General features: G+C 73.0%; 17 protein-coding genes. 8 read left to right on the forward strand and 9 right to left on the reverse strand.

The genetic code is table 11. From position 1 onward, the window contains the following. Positions 1 to 187: 187 nt before the first annotated feature. Complete coding sequence (locus IO39_RS38170) at positions 188 to 1,057, reverse strand: GNAT family N-acetyltransferase (protein WP_043634509.1); 870 nt, start codon at positions 1,055 to 1,057, stop codon at positions 188 to 190. Between the two features lie 175 nt (positions 1,058 to 1,232). After that, positions 1,233 to 2,138 (reverse strand): LysR family transcriptional regulator, encoded by a 906-nt coding sequence (locus IO39_RS38175; protein WP_043634511.1) that lies wholly within the window; start codon positions 2,136 to 2,138, stop codon positions 1,233 to 1,235. A gap of 258 nt (positions 2,139 to 2,396) precedes the next feature. Here IO39_RS38175 and IO39_RS38180 point away from each other — a divergent pair, with 258 nt between their 5' ends. From IO39_RS38180 to IO39_RS38195, 4 genes are all read left to right on the forward strand, one after another. Then, positions 2,397 to 3,572, forward strand: coding sequence for an EstA family serine hydrolase (locus IO39_RS38180; RefSeq protein WP_043634513.1), 1,176 nt, complete (start codon positions 2,397 to 2,399; stop codon positions 3,570 to 3,572). Between the two features lie 9 nt (positions 3,573 to 3,581). Further along, on the forward strand, positions 3,582 to 5,015 hold the full coding sequence (locus tag IO39_RS38185; RefSeq protein WP_052423898.1) for an MFS transporter: 1,434 nt from the start codon (positions 3,582 to 3,584) through the stop codon (positions 5,013 to 5,015). A 70-nt stretch (positions 5,016 to 5,085) separates the two neighbouring features. Continuing rightward, the gene (locus IO39_RS59215) at positions 5,086 to 5,574 is read left to right on the forward strand and encodes a carboxymuconolactone decarboxylase family protein (RefSeq protein ID WP_043634517.1); all 489 of its coding nucleotides are present in this window, start codon (positions 5,086 to 5,088) and stop codon (positions 5,572 to 5,574) included. A gap of 149 nt (positions 5,575 to 5,723) precedes the next feature. Further along, a complete protein-coding gene (locus tag IO39_RS38195) occupies positions 5,724 to 6,959 on the forward strand; it encodes an SGNH/GDSL hydrolase family protein (RefSeq protein WP_043634519.1) in 1,236 nt (411 codons plus the stop codon). A 143-nt stretch (positions 6,960 to 7,102) separates the two neighbouring features. On the opposite strand, the gene IO39_RS38200 is transcribed toward IO39_RS38195, so the two are convergent. The 3 genes from IO39_RS38200 to IO39_RS38210 all read right to left on the reverse strand — a co-directional run bounded on the left by IO39_RS38200 (position 7,103) and on the right by IO39_RS38210 (position 10,698). Beyond that, positions 7,103 to 8,902 carry a discoidin domain-containing protein gene (locus IO39_RS38200; protein ID WP_043634522.1) on the reverse strand — a complete coding sequence of 600 codons (1,800 nt, stop codon included), beginning with the start codon at positions 8,900 to 8,902 and terminating at the stop codon, positions 7,103 to 7,105. A gap of 173 nt (positions 8,903 to 9,075) precedes the next feature. Continuing rightward, positions 9,076 to 9,675, reverse strand: coding sequence for an SDR family NAD(P)-dependent oxidoreductase (locus tag IO39_RS38205; RefSeq protein ID WP_052423899.1), 600 nt, complete (start codon positions 9,673 to 9,675; stop codon positions 9,076 to 9,078). Positions 9,676 to 9,765: 90 nt separating this feature from the next. Next, positions 9,766 to 10,698: an MDR family NADP-dependent oxidoreductase gene (locus tag IO39_RS38210; RefSeq protein WP_245642525.1), complete on the reverse strand. Its 933-nt coding sequence runs from the start codon at positions 10,696 to 10,698 to the stop codon at positions 9,766 to 9,768. A 128-nt stretch (positions 10,699 to 10,826) separates the two neighbouring features. Between IO39_RS38210 and IO39_RS38215 the strand changes: the two genes are divergently transcribed. Further along, a complete protein-coding gene (locus tag IO39_RS38215) occupies positions 10,827 to 11,339 on the forward strand; it encodes an MmyB family transcriptional regulator (RefSeq protein WP_043634525.1) in 513 nt (170 codons plus the stop codon). A 298-nt stretch (positions 11,340 to 11,637) separates the two neighbouring features. Here the strand turns inward: IO39_RS38215 and IO39_RS38220 are convergent, their stop codons facing one another. Continuing rightward, positions 11,638 to 12,372, reverse strand: a complete 735-nt coding sequence (locus IO39_RS38220) for an SDR family oxidoreductase (protein ID WP_043634528.1) — start codon at positions 12,370 to 12,372, stop codon at positions 11,638 to 11,640. A gap of 116 nt (positions 12,373 to 12,488) precedes the next feature. Between IO39_RS38220 and IO39_RS59220 the strand changes: the two genes are divergently transcribed. Continuing rightward, positions 12,489 to 13,145, forward strand: coding sequence for a TetR/AcrR family transcriptional regulator (locus IO39_RS59220; protein ID WP_043634530.1), 657 nt, complete (start codon positions 12,489 to 12,491; stop codon positions 13,143 to 13,145). Between the two features lie 218 nt (positions 13,146 to 13,363). Here IO39_RS59220 and IO39_RS38230 read toward each other — a convergent pair whose 3' ends face one another. After that, entirely contained in the window at positions 13,364 to 13,897 is a 534-nt protein-coding gene (locus IO39_RS38230) for an SMI1/KNR4 family protein (protein WP_052423900.1), read from the reverse strand. A gap of 215 nt (positions 13,898 to 14,112) precedes the next feature. Here IO39_RS38230 and IO39_RS56305 point away from each other — a divergent pair, with 215 nt between their 5' ends. Both IO39_RS56305 and IO39_RS38240 read left to right on the forward strand, forming a co-directional pair. Continuing rightward, complete coding sequence (locus IO39_RS56305; protein WP_052423901.1) at positions 14,113 to 15,252, forward strand: DUF7986 domain-containing protein; 1,140 nt, start codon at positions 14,113 to 14,115, stop codon at positions 15,250 to 15,252. After that, positions 15,249 to 15,695, forward strand: a complete 447-nt coding sequence (locus tag IO39_RS38240) for a carbohydrate-binding protein (protein ID WP_043634532.1) — start codon at positions 15,249 to 15,251, stop codon at positions 15,693 to 15,695. Before IO39_RS56305 ends, IO39_RS38240 begins: the two co-directional genes overlap by 4 nt. Before the next feature lie 103 nt (positions 15,696 to 15,798). On the opposite strand, the gene IO39_RS38245 is transcribed toward IO39_RS38240, so the two are convergent. Both IO39_RS38245 and IO39_RS38250 read right to left on the reverse strand, forming a co-directional pair. Then, a complete protein-coding gene (locus IO39_RS38245) occupies positions 15,799 to 16,956 on the reverse strand; it encodes a CaiB/BaiF CoA transferase family protein (RefSeq protein WP_043634534.1) in 1,158 nt (385 codons plus the stop codon). Next, positions 16,919 to 17,428: an IclR family transcriptional regulator domain-containing protein gene (locus IO39_RS38250; RefSeq protein ID WP_245642526.1), complete on the reverse strand. Its 510-nt coding sequence runs from the start codon at positions 17,426 to 17,428 to the stop codon at positions 16,919 to 16,921. Before IO39_RS38250 ends, IO39_RS38245 begins: the two co-directional genes overlap by 38 nt. Positions 17,429 to 17,435 lie beyond the last annotated feature (7 nt).

Here is a 17,435-nt window from a genome sequence, read left to right on the forward strand (position 1 = left end):
CCGGCAGCAGCACCGGCACCTGGACCCGCCAGCACACCACCATCGAGAGCGGATACTTCCGCAACCTCACCTACGTGCCCCGCACCGGCCGCGTGCTGAACTGGTGCCGGTGTCCGGCTGATCGACCATACGGCTGTGGCCGGTGCTGGAGAAGCCGGCCACAGCCCTCTCCCCCGCGACGGACGGGTCAGGGGGCGTTGCGATAGACGTCCCGGCGCTCGGGCAGTCGCTCCAGGCCGGCCGAGCGGTAGGTGGCGACGGCGGCGACGTTGGAGCTCGGCGTGCACACGTCCACGGTGGACGAGCCCAGCTCCCGCAGCGCCCGCGCCGCGGCGGCCGTGATCGCCCGGCCGTAGCCCCGGCCGCGGTGTGCCGGGTGCACGCCCATCGGCTCGATCAGCCCCGGCCTGCCCGGGCCCGCCGACCACGCCATCACGACCGCCACCGCCTCGCCCCGCTCGTCGCGCACGATCAGGCACCGCCCGTCGGCGTACGGCGCGCCCGCTGCCATCGCGTGCCACCGCTCCTCGCCGAACGTGGAGCCGTCGAACGACGCCCGCAGGACGGCGGCCCACTCGCCCGCCTGCTCCGGCCCGGCCACCTCGACCCGCACGCCGGGGTCGGGCACGGGCGCGGCGAGGCCGAGCCGCAGCGGGGTCCACGGCTCGCCGATCTCCCAGCCCTCCTTGACCAGCACGTCGCGGATCAGCGCGCCCGTCGGCGCCTCGACGTACACCTTGCCCTCCGGCAGCACGCCGCGCTCCGGGGCCGCCGCGTCCTCGGCCACCCGCCGCGCCAGCTCCTCGTCCCGGACCACCTCCGGCGCGAACGCCAGCCGCAGCAGCTCGGCGCCGTCGAGCAGCCCGACGGCCAGCACCTCCCCGCCCCGGCTCCAGGTCCGCGTGGCCCGCGCCGTCCGCTCGGCGCCCAGCCGCCAGAACCAGCCCACATCCCCGGGATGCAGCTGCACGGGCGCTCCGTCGTGCTGCCACTCCCCCAGCACCCGCACCACGTCACCGAGTCCGCCGGTCCCCGGTTCATCCATCGTGATCGTCATCGGGCGATCACACACCATCCCGCCCGCCCGGCGCATCCGGTTTACCGCCGGCCGCCGGGGACGGTTGCCGCGAGGATCGGGCACGCCGCGGCTCCTGCCGCCGGCGGTCCGCACGGCCGGGGGCCGGCCGGTCGAGACTCGACCCTCCGGCCCGGGAAACGACCGAGGCCGGGTGTCAGGTGACGATGTCGCCGCCGATGCGGGGGCCGAGATCGCGGACGGTCCGGGCGAGGGCCCGGATGAGGCCGGTCTCGGCCTCGCTGCGCCAGACCAGCGCGTACGGCAAGGGGTCCAGGTCGCGGACCGGCAGGTAGACGACGCCGGGCCGGGCACCGTATCGCGCCATGTGGGCCGGGAAGCAGGTGACGATCTCGCCGATGCTGGTCAGGCTGAGGATCTCCTCGGTGTTGCGCACCAGGGGGCCGCGCCGGATCGAGCGGCCGTCTCGGGTGTGGGAGGGCACGTAGCTGTCGAACCAGTAGTCGGGCCTGAACTCGACGTCGGGATGCTCGAAGTCGCTCACCACGTCCAGCGTGACCGCCGTACGCCCGGCCAGCTCGTGGCCGGCGCCGACGGCCAGCACGCGCGGCTCGGCGTACAGGACCGGGCCGACGGTGAGGTCGGGCTCCTCGATGGGCAGCCAGGCCAGCAGGACGTCGACCTCGCCACGGCGCAGCGCGCCGAACGGGTCGCTGAAGGCCGGGTGCCGGATGGTCAGCCGCCAGCCGGGATGACGGGTGCGGAAGGCGTCCCAGTAGACGCGCAGGTCGTGCACGTTGAGGGGCAGCATGCCGACCCGCAGCACGGCGGTGATGCCCTGAGCGGCCAGCCGGGCGCGTTCCAGACTCTCCCGCAGGCCGGCGTAGACGGGCGTCAGGTCGTCACGGAGCTGCCGGCCCAGCGGGGTCAGGCGGATGCGCCGGCGGTTGGCACGGTCGAACAACGCACCGCCCAGACGGCGCTCCTGCTGGCTCACCGCCTGGCTGACCCGCGCCTGGGACACGCGCAGCCGTTCGGCCGCCCGGCCGAAGTGCAGCTCCTCGGCCAGCGTCAGGAAGATCTCGATGTCCCGCACTTCCACCAGCGCTCTCTCCTGTCATAACGCATGCGTTATCGGCACGTTGGCGAAGTTTACGTTGATCCACGTCAGGGCTTCGACCAGGGTTGATCCCGGCCACGGCGGCGGGCGGGGAGCCGCGCGCCCTTGCCGAGGCCGCCGGAGCCCGACGGCCGGATCCTGACGGCCTGAGTTCGCGGAAGGTGACCGCGAGCGCACCGGTCACCTTTTCCCCGCGCCATCCGTCATGCCGGCGACCAACCCCTACGAAAGGTTTCAACGATGAGTGACATGGACGTCCACGGGACGATCGCGGACGGCTTCGAGCGGGTGCGCGAGGAGTTCGCCGCGGTGGTGGCCGAGCAGGACGGCCAGGTGGGCGCCCAGCTGACCGCCTACGCGCACGGCCGGCGGGTGGTGGACCTGTGGGCCGGCCCTGAGGTGGCCGGTGACACGCTGACCTGCGTCTACTCCGCCACCAAAGGCGCCGCGACGCTGGTGACGGCGCTGCTGGCACAGGAGGGCGTGCTCGATCTCGACGAGCCGGTGGCCCGGCACTGGCCGGAGTTCGCCGCCGCGGGCAAGGCCGCCATCACGCTGCGGGACGTGCTCACCCACCGCTCCGGCGTGATCGGCGTGGATGGCGGCCTGTCGGCGGACGAGCTGGCCGACGACGGGGTGATCGCGCGCCGCCTGGCCGGGCAGCGGCCGTACTGGCGGCCGGGCACGGCCTACGGTTACGGCGGGTTCGTCTCGTTCGCGCTGGTGAACGAGGTGGTCCGGCGCGCGACCGGGCAGTCGTTGCAGCAGGTGTACGAGCGGCGCGTGCGGGCCCCGTACGGGCTGGACCTCTACCTGGGGCTGCCGGAGTCCGAGGAGGGCCGGTACCGGCCGATCCAGTGGTGGACGGCCACGCCGGAGCAGGAGGCCGCGTTCTGGTCGAACCTGCCGGGACGGCACAGCGTCCTCGGCGTGGGCTACGGGCTCAACAGCACCCCGCCGCTGGACCAGGTGGCCTTCGCCAACACCCGCGCCGTCCGCGCGAACGGCCCGGCCTCGGCCGGCGGCGTGGGCAGCGCGCGCGGCCTGGCCGGTCTGTACGCGGCGGCCGTCTGGGGCCTCGACGGCCTGCCCCCGCTGCTCAAGCCGGACACCATCGGCGAGTTCGCCCAGCTGCACTCCATCGGCGCCGACCTGGTCCGCGGCGACCAGGGCAACTACGCGGTCGGCTTCCAGGCCAAGGGCCTGCGCTACCCGTTCCTCAGCGCCAACGCCTTCGGCCACGACGGGTCGGCCGGCGCCGAGAGCTTCGCCGACCCGCTCAACGGCATCGTGCTCGGCTACACCCGGCGCCGCTTCGGCTTCGCCTGGTCCTACCCGGAGCACGACCGGCTCGCCGCCGCCGTGCACCACGCCGCCACCAGCACCAGCACCAGCACCAGCACCGCTACCGCTTAAGGACATGTCATGACCTCGCACACCCCTCAGGAAAGAAGCGGCCTGGCGCTGCTGGTGATCGCCGCCGCCCAGCTGCTGATGGTGATGGACGGCACCATCGTGACCGTGGGCCTGCCCGTCATCGGGACCGGCCTGGGCATCCCGGAGGCGGACCTGGACTGGGTCCTGACCTCCTACGCGCTGGCCTTCGGCGGCCTGCTGCTGGCCGGCGGGCGGGCCGGTGACCTGTTCGGCCGGCGCCGGATGTTCCGCGCCGGGCTGGTCGTCTTCCTGGCCGCGTCCCTGCTGGGCGGCGTGGCCGGCGACGGGACCATCCTGATCGCCGCCCGCGTGCTGCAGGGCGTCGGCGCCGCGATCGTCGCCCCCGCCGCGCTGTCCCTGCTCGCCGACACCTTCCCCGCCGGACCGCAGCGCAACAAGGCGCTGGGCGTGTACGGGGCCATGGGCGGCCTCGGCTCGGTCGTCGGCCTGCTGCTGGGCGGGGCGCTGACGGAGTACCTGGGCTGGCGGTGGATCATGTTCGTCAACATCCCCATCGCGCTGCTGGTCCTGGCCGGCACCGTCGCCCTGGTGCCCGGCACCCGCGAGCGCGGCGGCATCGACCTGCCCGGCGCGGTCACCGTGACCCTCGCGCTCGGCTCGCTGGTCTACGCGATCAACCGGGCCGGCTCGCACGGCATCGGCGACGGCCTCACCCTGGCCTTCGGCGCGGCGGCCGTGGCGCTGCTCGCCGCGTTCGTGGTCATCCAGCGCAAGGCGAGCAGCCCGATGCTGCCCTCCGGGGTGCTGGCCGACCGCGGCAGGCTGGGCGCCAACCTGGTCATGCTGCTCATGGGCGCCGGGCAGCTGGCCACGTTCTACTTCCTCACCCTCTACATGCAGACGATCAAGCAGTACTCGCCCATGATCACCGGGCTGGCGTACCTGCCGTTCGCCATCGGCATCGGCATCGGCTCCGGCCTCATCGGGCCCCGTCTGCAGGCGCGTGCCTCCACCCGTACCGTCCTGGCGACCGGCATGGTGGTGGCAGCCGCGGCGATGGGCTGGTTCAGCCTGCTCACGCCGGACCAGAACCCCCTGCTCGTGCTCCTGCCCGCGCAGCTGGCCGGCGGCATCGGCCTGGGCATCGGCTTCGTGGCCGCCACCATCGGCGGCGTGCAGGGCGTCGCGCCACGCGACTCTGGCATCGCCTCCGGCCTGGTCAACACCAGCCAGCAGATCGGCGGCGCCCTCGGCCTGGCCGTCCTGGCCGGCATCGCGGTGGCCGCCACCACGAGCCGGCCGGCCGGCACCCCGGTGCCCGACGCGCTCACCAGCGGCTACACCGCCGGGATGCTGGGCGCGGGGGCGTTCTACCTGGCCGCGATCCTGACCGCCGTCGTCCTCCTGCGCCCCCGCCCCGCCGATCAGGACGCTCCGGCCGTGCCCGTCCTGCCCCATTGAGACCACCGGTCACCTTCCTGCTCCGCCATCCGTCAGAGCAGCGAAACACCCAAGGAAAGGAACCATCACCATGACCAGCACCGAACGCCAGTCGCGCCTGCCCAACCCCTCCCTGCTCATCCCCGAGCTCAAGGACATCGGCGGCGCCCTCTACCGCGCGGCCGGCAACGGCTCGATCCCGCAGTCCACCATCAGCCTGGTCCAGCTACGCGCCGGCCAGCTCACCGGCAGCACCTACCTGACCGTCCTGCACACCGGCAACCTGCGCGCCGCCGGCGCCACCGAGGAAGCCATCACCGCCCTGCCCTCCTGGCGCGACGCCCCCTACTTCACCGACGCCGAACGCGTCGCGCTGGAACTCCTCGAAGCCGTCCTGACCCCCAACCCCACCGGCGAACGCGTCCCCGACGACCTGTACGCCCGGGCCACCCAGCACTACGACGACAAGGCCCTCGCCACCCTCATCATGGCCATCGGCCAGGTCTGCTTCTTCCTCCCCCTCGCCCTCATCGGCAAGCCCCTGCCCGGCGTGTCCCCCGCCGAACAGTGGCGCGCCTGACCCAGGGACCACCCCGCCCGGGGGGTGAGGCCCCACCTCACCTCCGGGCACCCCTTCCCCTTCAGCACAGCGAGTTCCGCGCGGAGAACGAGTGCGCGACCCGCGGTCCCGGGGTCCCGGACCCCGGGCCGTCACGAAAGAAAGATCCCATGAGATTCAAGGCCTCCCTGATCGCCCTTCTGGCCGCGCTGCCGCTGGCCGCCGCACCCTCGCCCGCCGCAGCCGCGGAAGGCGGCCGGTGGGGCGGCGGGTGGGCGACGGCCGTGCAGCGGCCCGCCGCCACCCCCTGGTTCCCCAACTGGTCGGAGCAGGGCTTCGACGACCACTCCGTCCGCCAGGTGATCAGAACCTCGGTGTCCGGCACGCAGCTGCGCATCCGGCTGTCCAACGCCTACGGCGCCACCCCGCTCCGGCTGACCGGGGCCACCATCGCCAAGACGGCGACCGGCGCGGCGGTGCGGCCGGGCACCACCCGGAAGCTGACCTTCGCCCGCTCCGCCTCGGTGACCGTGCCCGCCGGCGGGCAGACGGCCAGCGACCCCGTCCGGCTGCCGGTCCGCGCGCTGGAGCGGCTCACGGTGACGTTGTACTTCCAGCGGCCCACCGGGCCGGCGACCTTCCACAGCATCGCCATGGCCACCTCCTACCGGGCCAAGGGCGACCACCGGCACGACACGGGCGGGGCCGCGTACACCGAGACCAGCCTGTCGCGCTACTACCTGTCCGGGCTCGACGTCTCCGGCAGGAAGAACACGGTCGTCACCTTCGGCGACTCCATCACCGACGGGTACGGCGCCACCAACGACGCCGACGACCGCTACCCCGACCGGCTCGCCGAGCGCCTGGCCGCCTCCGGCACGCCGGTGGTCAACGCCGGGATCGGCGGCAACCGGGTGCTCAACGACTCGGCCTGCTTCGGCGAGAAGGCGACCACCCGCTTCAAGCGCGACGCGCTGGCGCAGCCGGGCGTGCGCACCGTGATCGTCCTGGAGGGCATCAACGACATCCTGTTCGAGCAGGACCCCTCCGCCTGCGCCGCGCCGAACCCGCGCGTGACCGCCGGCGAGCTGATCGACGGCCACCGCGCCCTGATCCGCGCCGCCAGGGCGCGCGGCGTGCGGATCGTCGGTGGCACGCTCCCGCCGTTCAAGGGCTCGGCCCTCTACAGCGAGCACGGCGAGGGCGTACGCCAGGCCGTCAACCACTGGATCCGCACCGCCGGCGCGTACGACGCCGTCGCCGACTTCGACCGCGCGCTGGCCGACCCGCGCGACGCCGGGCAGCTCCTGCCCGCCTACGACAGCGGTGACGGCCTGCACCCGAGCCCGGCCGGCTACCAGGCCATGGCCGACGCCGTGGACCTGTCCGCCCTGATCGGGAAGTGACGAGCACCTTCCACCCGGAGCACCCGCTATGACCATGAACCGACGCAAGCTGATGACCCTCGGCGCGGCGCCCGTTCGCAGGGCTCCGGCTTGCGCGGGGGCCGGCCGGGCGGGGTTCGCCCTCGCCCGGCCGGCGCTCGCCGTCAGCCCTTCTCGTACGGGATGATCTCGGCGAGGGCGGAGGCGCCGCCGATGCCGTAGTCGGAGCGCAGCCGGAGGTAGCGGGCCGAGACGCCCTGGAGGCTGACGTCGTTCGGCGCGGTCATGCGGGGCCATTCGACGGCCGTGACGTCCCTGAACGTGGCGCCGTCGTCGCTGACCTGCACCATGCCCTTGAGGATGGTGCCGTTCATGTTCGTGCGCAGCTTGGGCTGGAACCGTACGGCCGACAGCTCCCTGACGCGGCCGAGGTCGACGGTGATGGTGTGCGGCTGCGGCGGCACGGCGGGGTAGTCGGAGTGGAAGTCGGTGGTGAGGTTGCCGTCGACCGCCCTGGACGGGTCGCCGGCGCCGGGCTTGAAGGTGCTGGCGGTGGCCTTCAGCTCGGCGGGCGGGGTGCGCCGCCCGGCGGGCTCGGCCGGCCAGATGTGGCGGCCCTTGCCGGGCTCCTCGGTCACGGGCTCCCGGTCGGGCCCGGCGCCCTTGCCGCGCACCAGGATGTCGGTGATGACGGAGCCGTGGTCGGAGTAGAAGGGGTACTGCGCGTCGAGCGGGGTCCGCTGGTGGCGGGGCAGGCGCCGGACGTCGGCGCGGGAGCCCAGGATGCGGACGTCCTTGCCACGGGCGAAGACGTAGTCGATGCGGCCGGGGATGGCGCCCATGCCGTGGAAGGGGCTCCACGTCCGGCCGGGGTACATGCCGGCGTCGGGGTTGGCGTAACGGAAGGTGTCCAGGTAGCCGGCGTCGGTGTAGAGCTTGGTGTACGGCCAGGGCAGCACCAGCCCGCCGTGGCCGGGGGCGTCGGCGAACTGCTCGGTCCAGTCCAGGTGCGACTGCGCGTTGAGGTCGCCGCCCATGAGCACCGGCGCGTCGTCGTCGCCGATGAAGGACGGGATCGCCTTCTCGAGGATGGCCTTGCCCATGGCGTACCTGCGGAGGTGGTCGCCCTCCAGGATCTGCGCGTCGGTCTTGGTGCGCGGCAGGCCGTGGGTGTTCTGCACCGCCGCGTCGTGGGTGTCGCCGTAGGCCCAGCCGTCGTGCCAGGTCCACAGGCTGAAGGCGTGGACGTGCTTGCCGTTGGGCAGGCCCAGCCGGGCGCCGCCGAGGTTGAAGGAGTCGATGTCGGCGTCGGCGTAGCGCGGGTAGACCTTCTCGACCTCGAGCTTGGTGTAGAGCCACAGGTTGTCGCCGTTGTGGCTGTAGTCCTCCGGCGTGGTGAGCGGCACGCCGGTGAACCGGTCGCCCTCGGCGCGGCCGGCGTTGAGGCCGTCGAGGATCTTCTGGCCGGACCCGTACCCCTCGACCACGAAGAGGATGTCGGGGTTCACCTCGTTCATGTAGTCGATCATGTGGGCGAGGTTCTCGCCGGTGGTCTCCTTGCGGTCGAAGGTGCCGCCGACGAAGAGGTTCCACGCCATCAGCCGCAGCGGGGTGCCCACGTGCTTGGCCGGCAGCGAGGTGAGGGAGACGTCGACCGTCACGTCCTCGCCGGGCAGGGTGAAGGGGCGGCTGCGTACCTTGCCGTCGCGCGTGTAGAGGGTGTCGCGCGCCCACACCTGGTCGCCGCTCCTGACCGTGATGCCGAACTCCTCGACGCGGTTGGGCCGCGGCTTGCCGGTGGCGACCACGGTGCAGGTGCTGCCCGGGCCGTCGCCGTCGCACTCCAGCCGGTGGCCCGGCTTGGCGCCGCGGTCGGCGGCGGCTGCCGCGGTGGCGGTGTTCGTTGTCACCAACAGACCGGTCAGGGCCACGGCGACGGCGAGGGACGGGGGCAGGAGGCGCATGGGCATTCCTTCGAGCGGAGTTCCTGGGGATCGGGAGCTGGTCTCAAGGGGCGTGCGAGGAGTGCTGCCGGGTGTCGCGCCGCAGCGGTCCGGGCGGCCTGGCTCGTCGTCCGGACCCGCATTATTGGCAGAGTCCTGAGGAAGTCGCGGGAACAGGGCCTCCTCTACCGGGATCATCGCGGGCGCCGGCACCGTGTCGCAAGATCTGCCGCGTGAATTTTTATAGACTCCGCAATAACGCGTGCGGAGCGGGACGAGGTCGCCGGGCGGCGGGGCGGTGGGCCCGGCCGAACGTGGTGGCCGGCCGGGCCCACCGCCCCGCGTTGCCCGTCTACAGGACCTTCAGCAGGCCGCCGTCGATGACGTAGTCGCTGCCGGTGACGTAGCCGACGGCCGGGGAGCCGGGGCGGCAGGGCGCGGGTGATGCGCACGCCGGCGAAGAAGTTCAGCTCGAAGGCCCGCCGCCAGGTCTCGTCGGTGAGGTCGGGCAGGGCGCCGAGGTCGAGGCCGGCCAGCCCGCCGACGCCGTTGACGAGCAGGTCGACGCCGCCGAGCTCGCTCTCGGCGGCCCGGCGCAGCTCCGCCACGCCGTCGCCGGTGAGCAGGTCGGCCTCGACGGTGACGGCGCCGCTCCGTTTGAGCTGCTCGGAGACCGTACGGTCGGCGCCGAGCACCCGGGCCCCCTCGGCGATCAGCGTGCGGACGACCGCGCCGCCGATGCCGCCACTGGCGGCGGTGACGACGGCGGTCTTGCCGGTGAGCCGCAGGTCCATCAGATTCTCCAGATCGTTGTGAACGCGGGCTCCCCGCGTCGGGCGAGTCGTGCGTGAGCGGGGTTGATGCGGGCGGGCCCGCGGGGGGCGTCATCCGTCCGTCAGCCGGACGAGCATCTTGCCGAGGTTGGCGCCGCGCAGCACGCCGAGGAGCGCGGCGGGGGCCTGCTCCAGGCCCTCCACCACGGTGTGCTCCACGCGCAGCGAGCCGTCGGCGAGCCAGCCGGCGGCCTGCCCGATCCATTCGGGGAACAGCGGAAGGTAGGAGGTGACCAGCAGGCCGCGCAGGGTCAGCTCCTTGGCGTAGGCGGTGTAGAGGTTGCGCGGGCCGGGCACCGGGCCGGTGGCGTTGTACTGGCTGATCGCGCCGACCAGCGCGAACCGGCCGCCGGTGCGGGCCGCGTCGATGGCCGCCTCCAGGTGGTCGCCGCCGACGTTGTCGAGGTAGACGTCGATCCCGCCGGGCGCGGCCCGGGCGAGTTGCGCGCCGATGGGGCCCTCGCGCCGGTCGAGCCCGACGTCGAAGCCGAAGTCCGCCACCAGCCGGGCGGCCTTGTCCCGCCCGCCGGCCGAGCCGATCCCGGTGACCGCCCCCAGCCTGCGGGCGAGCTGCCCGGCCACCAGGCCGACCGCCCCGGCGGCGGCAGAGATGAACACCGTGTCGCCGCGCCGTACGGGGGCCACGCGGGTCAGGGCGGCGTAGGCGGGGGCGTCGTTCATCCGGCCGCGCATGTACGGATCGACCGACGTCCACTGGTTGCGCACCAGGAGCTGGCCGTCCCCAGGCTCGGGCACCTCGGTGTGGACCACGGCGAACTGGTCCAGGCGCGGCTCGCCGTGCGGGCGTTCGAGGAGGTGGATCTCGCGGCCCCTCACGAGCTGGGTGACGATGGTGCCGCCTTCGGCGTGCACCGCGTCGGTGACCGTGCGCCACGCCTGGACCTGCTCGTCGCTGTGCAGGCCGGGCGTCTGTATGTAGCCCTGGCCGAGCTCGCTCACCTGGGTCGCCTCAGTGATGATCACCCGGCCGACGCGCGCTGGGCGTAGTAGCGCGCGGTCGCCGCGCCGGCCAGCCCGCCGTACGCCCTGCTGCGCGTCATCGGCGCCATCACCAGCCGGTCAGCCCGAGCCTGCTCGGGCTGCTGAACTCCATGGTGCTCACGGGGGCCGCGCTGATGGGCCGCCGCACCGAGCTGCCGGCCTGGAACCCGCTGCTCGACGAGCTGACGGGCGGGCTGGACGCCCCGCCGAGCCGGCGGACGGTCTCGCACTGGCTGTTCTTCATCGAGACCGCCCGGCAGCGGTGGGGCGAGTCCTGGGAGCGGCTCTCCCGGGCGAACGTCTCGTACCTGCGCACGGGCCTGGCCCGCTATCCGCACGACGAGCGGCTGCGCGGGCACATCGCGGCCATGCGCGTGCAGAGCCCGGACTTCGAGCGCATGTGGCAGGCCTACGAGGTGGAGGAGTGGTCCAGCGGCGGAGACGGCCTCGTCCTGCACCATCCGGTGGTGGGGCCCGTGGAGCTCGACTACCGGCGCGTGCTCCTTCCCGACGACCCGCACGTACGCGGCCTGCTGCTCTACTCGGCCCGGCCGGGCACCGCCTCCTACGAGCGGATGTGCCGCCTCGCCACGCTCTCCGCACCCGGCCTGCGCCTCACCTGAGAACGCCCGCTTCGCCCGGGAACGCCCGCGCTTCAGGCGAGAACGCCCGGACCCGTCGCGACGACGACCTTCTTCCCGGCGTGCAGCCCCTTCCCGACGGGGCGGTGCGCCTCGGCGACCTCGTCGCGGGCGAACACCCGGTGGACGGGTGGTGGTGGAAGATCACCCGCTTCTCCTGGATCTCCGTTCTCATGTCCTCAGGACCGGCCAAAGTCCTGGACACACAGCCCGCCATCCCCCTTGACCTCGCGGCATTGCCCCTGGCCCCGCCTCTTGACCTTCGGCGCCTTGCCGGTGGTCAGACCTGGCCGATCCCGCCGTCGACGGGCAGGTCGATGCCGGTGACGAAGCTCGAGTCCGCGGAGGCCAGGAAGAGCGCCGCGGTGGCGATCTCATGCTCGTCACCAAGGCGGCCGACGGGCACCCGCGAGGCAATCTGCTCCTTGAACCCCGGCGGGAGGTCCGCGAACGCGGCGGTGTCGATCGCGGCGGGGCTGAGCACGTTGACCCGGATTCCGCGCTGCTTCAAGTCGGTGGTCCAGGTCCGGGCGAACGACCGCAGCGCCGCCTTGCTCGCGGCGTAGACGGTCGTTCCCGGATCGCCCTTGTCCGCGGCGCCCGACCCGATGAGCACGATCGAGGCACCGTCGGACAGCAACGGCAGCAATTTCTGCACGGTGAAGAACGTCCCGCGCACGTTCACCCCGAACACGGCGTCGAACGACTGCTCGGTCACGTCGCCGATGTGCTCGTTCCACGTCCAGACGCCGGCGCTGGCGATGAGGACGTCCACCCGGCCTGCTTCGACCGCCACGACCTCGGCCAGGCGGGCCGCGTCGGAGATCTGGCCGACGTCGCCGAGCACGCCGGTCACGCCGTGGCCGATGGCGGCCACCGCCGCGTCCAGCCGGTCTTGGCGGCGGCCGGTGATGACCACGTGCGCGCCCTCCTGGACGAACAGCTTCGCCGTCGCCAGTGCCAGCCCAGAGGTTGCGCCGGTGATCACCGCGACCTTCCCGCCGAGCTTCGCCATGTCGCTCTCCTTGTCTCAGAAAATGAGCATGCTCTCATTTTTGGCTGCTGCTCACTGTAGCGAAGATGAGAGCACCCTCAAAGTTGAGACGTATCGCACTTTGCTACGGTGACCTCATGCCTGCCACGGGGAACCCGCTGCCCGCTCGCCGGGATGCCCGCCGCAACCGCGAGCGGCTGCTCGAGTGCGCCCGGCGCGCGTTCGCCGAGCAGGGCGCGCAGACCGCCCTCGACGGCATCGCGCGCGAGGCGGGCCTGGTGGTCGGCACCCTCTACCGGCACTTCCCGACCCGCCTGGACCTGCTGTGCGCGGTGCTACAGCCGAAGCTGCGCCACGTGATCGAGGAGATGGAGGCCGCGCTCGGCCTGGAGGATCCGTGGCAGGCCTTCCGCGGCCTGCTCGAAGTCCTGTGTACGGCCCAGGCCGGGGACCGGGCGTTCGCCGACTTCCTGGCGCGGCGCTTCCCCGGCGACGACCGCACCGAGACCGCGCACAGCGAGATCTGCGCGCTCGCGCAACGGGTGCTGGGGCGGGCGCAGGCGGCCGGCGTCGTCCGCCCGGACGTCACCGGCGCCGACCTCTTCCTGCTGTTGTGGGCGAGCAGCACAGTGGCTGAGGCCACCCGGCACGCCGCCCCGTCCCTGTGGCGGCGCCACGTTCACCTGGCACTGGACGGGTTCCGGGCGCCGGACCGGCTCGACCTGGGAGAACCCGCGTGGGACGCGGACCGGCTCTGCCGCGCGATCGCCACCGGGCCATCATGGCAGCCATGACGAAGCTTGTGATCGCGGTTCGGACGGGCTGTGCTCGCCCATCCCCTGCCCGCCCGGCGAACCCGCATCAGCCCGCGCATCGTCGAACACGCGATCTCCAAAACACCGAGCCAAAGGCAACGTCGACCGCACCAACCATCGAGCGGCCATCAACATCGACGTCCTCACCGACCCCCTGTTGACAGCCGCTCAAAGTCCTTGACTTCCCGGCATCGGGGCTAGACGAGGTCGTTCTGCGCCAGGTCCCAGAAGGACCGGTGACGGCTCGCGCCGGGCAGCCAGGGCGCGAGGAACCACGCCTCCCACTCGCCGTCGGGGGTCTTGACGTGGGGGTTGAGGAGGAACTCGCCGTCGTCCCCGTATCCGACCAGCAGGGTGCCGGGGACGTACTCCCCTCTCAGGTCGATGGAGTCCTGCTCCGCCCCGTAGACGAAGTAGAGCTCGTCGGGCACGCGCTCGCTGCCGGGTGACGACCAGATCCCGGCGATCTCGGGCTCCAGGTCGCGGAGCCAGCCCACCTTCGCGGCCGGCAGCAGGGTGTGGCCGAACCGCTCCTCGCCCCACCCGTCGGCGAACAGGAGGAACTGCCGGTAGCTCGGTGGCAGGCCCACGCCCAGCCGCTCTTCGAGCCGGGCGACCTCCGCCTCGCCGGCCGGCGGGTGCAGGCCGTGGTCCGGGGCCGGCCGGTCAGGATCAGGAGGCGTCAGGCCCTTCGCGGAGAAGAGGCCGGCCCATCCGTAGGAGGTGGTCATGGCCCGTCACCGTATCCGCCCCGGCCGACATTTCCCGCGGCACGGCCCCGGCGCCGCCGCGGGGGTGCCCGGGTTGGCCGGCCGGCGCCTTCCGACGGATAATCGCAGCGGTCCGAGGTGCTCCTCGCACCGCGTGAGCGGGCGCGCCCGGGTCCGCTGAGCACGAGACGAGGAGGCCCGCACGAGTGGGGCCCGCGAAAGGAACGGCGCGACCGATGGACGTCATGGAGCAGGCCGGTGCCCTCAAGGAGCGACTGGTCGCCTTCGCCCTGTCACCCCGCTTCGCCCGCGAGCTGGACCGGGCCTTCGCCTCGATCGATCCCGGTGGTCTCGTCGAGGACGAGACCACCGCGAGCATGATCGTCGACCACTTCGCGTTGCAGTACCGGCTGGCCGACGGCGACACGGTGATCGACCGCTTCCTGCGCGCCAACCGCGACCTGAGCGAGCAGCAGCGGGCGCTGCTCCTCGGCTGGAAGGACGTGGTCGAAGGCGTCTTCGAGGTCAGCGGGAAGGACCAGGAGGCGATGGTCCTGTTCAACCTGGTGGACGAGCTCACCTACCGCGCCCGGTCCAATCTCGGCATGGCCGCGCTGAGCGCGATCGACGAAGGCATGTTCCTCATCTGCCGCCTGGTGCCGCTCGGCGACGACTGGATGATCAGCGCGAACATCTCCGTCTTCCCCGCCGACGCGCGTGACCAGATGCTCTCCCAGGCGGCGGAGACCGGCCTGCGCCACCCCGCGCTGGTCTTCCGCAACCAGGAGAAACTCGCCCTCGCCCGCCGGCTCCTCGCCGAGCAGCGCGAGGTCTTCCTCGACCTGTACGGCGCCGAGCACATCGTGGTCCCGGCGGACGAGTTGCGCTCCCGGCTCGACGCCTTCTGGCGGGCCCTCGCGGAGCGGGCGGAGCCCGGCGCCGCCACCGCCCTGCCGCCCTACGCCGAACCCGACGCGATGGAGTACGCCGAGACGGTGGCGATCCACTTCGACCCGGAAACAGGCGTCAGCCTCTACTTCGATTTCGGCCTGCTGGAGGAGCTCTTCGCGAACCCGCTCCTGATCAACCGGCGCCGCTACCGCGACCTCCTGACCTCCTACCTGCGCGCGGACGACATCTCGCCGGCGGCCATCAGGCTCCTGACCGAACCCGACCCGCACAACGCCGGCATCGTCTTCCGTAAGCTCCTCAAGAAGAAGGATTTCTCCTGGCCCGAGGATGGGGAACCACTGCTGCGCCGCTACAAGCCCGGCTACTTCGAGACCCCTCGGCTGCCCACGACCGTCCCGGTCGGCACCACCATGGCCGAACACCTGCGCGCCAGAGACCGGCCGGCGCCGCCGCCGCAAGCGTGAGCTTCGCACGGCAGCCGGAGACCCCCTCGTTCTCGGTGGTGCTGACCGGCCTGGAGGGCGGTGGCTCCTACGAGTGGTACGCCGAGCTGCGCGACCCGGCGGGGCACGTGACCCGCAGCGCCGTCAGCGCCTTCACCCTGGCCGAGACGCCGGCGCCGCCCGCCTGGGACGCCGGGACGGCCTACCCGGCGGGCCACGAGGTGACCTATGGCGGCGCCGTCTGGCGGGCGTCGTGGTGGACCCGGGGCCAGCGGCCCGGCGACCCGAACGGGCCGTGGCAGGAGATCGCCACGACCGGCGACGGCACCGCGCTCTGGACGCCGACGCGCGTGTTCGTCGCCGGTGACGTGGTGGAGCACCGCGGCCGGCGGTACGAGGCCGCGTGGTGGACCCGCAACCAGGAGCCGGGCAACCCGCACGGCCCGTGGCGTCCCCTGACCTGACCCGCGACCGGCTCGCGGCCCCGGACCCGACCGTGCGGGGCCGCCCACCGGTCGGCCACCGCGTCCCCCCGGCCGTCCCCGCCGGACAGTCCCCTCGGCCCGCTCACGGTACGGCCTCGAACTCGTCGTTGTGCTGGCCGAGCAGGGGGGCCGGGCCGCGTGGGCGCAGGGGGACGCCGTCCAGGACGACGCCGTTGCCGGTGACGGTGACCGTCCGCTCCCCCGGCCCGGGGAACGGCACCTCGGTCAGGAAGCCGCGGTGGCGTACCTGGGCGAGGGCGAGCGCCTGCGGGACGGTGAGGATGCGGGCGGCGGGCACGCCCTCGCGGGAGAGGGTCTCCTCCCACTCCAGCGCGGTCCTGGCCCGCAGCGCCCGGTTGAGCTCGTGGTTGAGCTCGCGCCGGTGGGCCATGCGCGCCTCGCGCTCGGCGAAGCGCGGGTCGGCGGGCAGGTCGGGCCGCCCGACGAGGCGGCACAGCGTCTCGAACTGGCGCTGCTGGTTGGCGGCGACGTTGAGCGGCCCGTCGGCGGCCTCGAACGTGCCGGAGGGCGCGGCGGTGGCGTTCTGGTCGCCCATCGGCTCCGGCTCGACCCCGCTGATGAGGTAGTTGGACACCGTCCAGCCCATCGCGGAGATCGACGCCTCCAGCATCGACAGGTCCAGGAAGCAGCCCTGCCCGGTGCGGTGCCGTCCGGCCAGCGCGGCGGAGATCGCCAGCGCGGCCATCAGCCCGCCGATGGTGTCGCAGACGGGGAAGCCCACCCGCAGGGGCGCGGTGGCGGGGGTGCCGGTGACGCTCATCATGCCGGACAGCCCCTGGATGATCTGGTCGTAGGCGGGGGCCGCGCTCATCGGGCCGCTCTGCCCGAAGCCGGAGATGGCGCAGTGGACGAGGCCGGGGTTGAGCGCCCGCAGGCGCTCCCAGCCGTAGCCCAGCCTGGTCATCACCCCGGCGCGGAAGTTCTCCAGCAGCACGTCGGCGCCGGTGACCAGCGACTCGAAGGAGGCCCGCCCGGCCAGGCTCTTGAGGTCGAGCTCGACCGACTTCTTGCCGGCGTTCTGGGCGAGGAAGGAGGTGCCCACCAGCTCCCGGTTGAGCCCGGGGTCGGGGCCGAGCCGCCGGGCCAGGTCGCCCCTCCCGGGCAGCTCCACCTTGACCACCTCCGCGCCGAACAGCGTCAGCTGATAAGCGCAGTACGGCCCGGCCAGCACGTTGGTGAGGTCAACGACCTTGACGCCGTCCAGTGGCAACTGCTGCATGCGCCCTCCATGGGGTCAGCTCAGTGGATGGTCGAACCCCGCGCTCCGACATGCGCTTGGCGGCCTCGCGCAGATCCGCGGTGAACTCCTCGACGCGTTCCTCGGTGGAGCGGACGGTGGGGCCGCTGAGCGTCAGCGCCGCCACGGTCGCCCGCGAGCCACCGGTGACGGGAACGGCGACCGCCGACAGGCCGGGCTCGCGTTCGCCGTGGCTGACCGCGTGTCCGGCGCGGGCCGCCTCCTCGATCCAGCGCCGCAGCGTGGCCAGGTGCGCGGCGCCGCCGGGGGAGGCGCGGGCCACGCGCTGGAGCAGCCGCAGGGCCGTGGTCTTGGCCAGCCCGGTCTCGTCGACGACCTCGCGGATCGTCAGCGTCCGGCGGTCCTCGGTGAGCAGGGAGAGGATGTCGAACGCGCGCTGGACGCTGCGCACACCCCCGCTCTCCCCCGGCTCGGCAGGAAGGGTTGCAGGCACGGATCCT

The organism is Nonomuraea candida, assembly GCF_000725485.1.
GTDB lineage: Bacteria > Actinomycetota > Actinomycetes > Streptosporangiales > Streptosporangiaceae > Nonomuraea > Nonomuraea candida.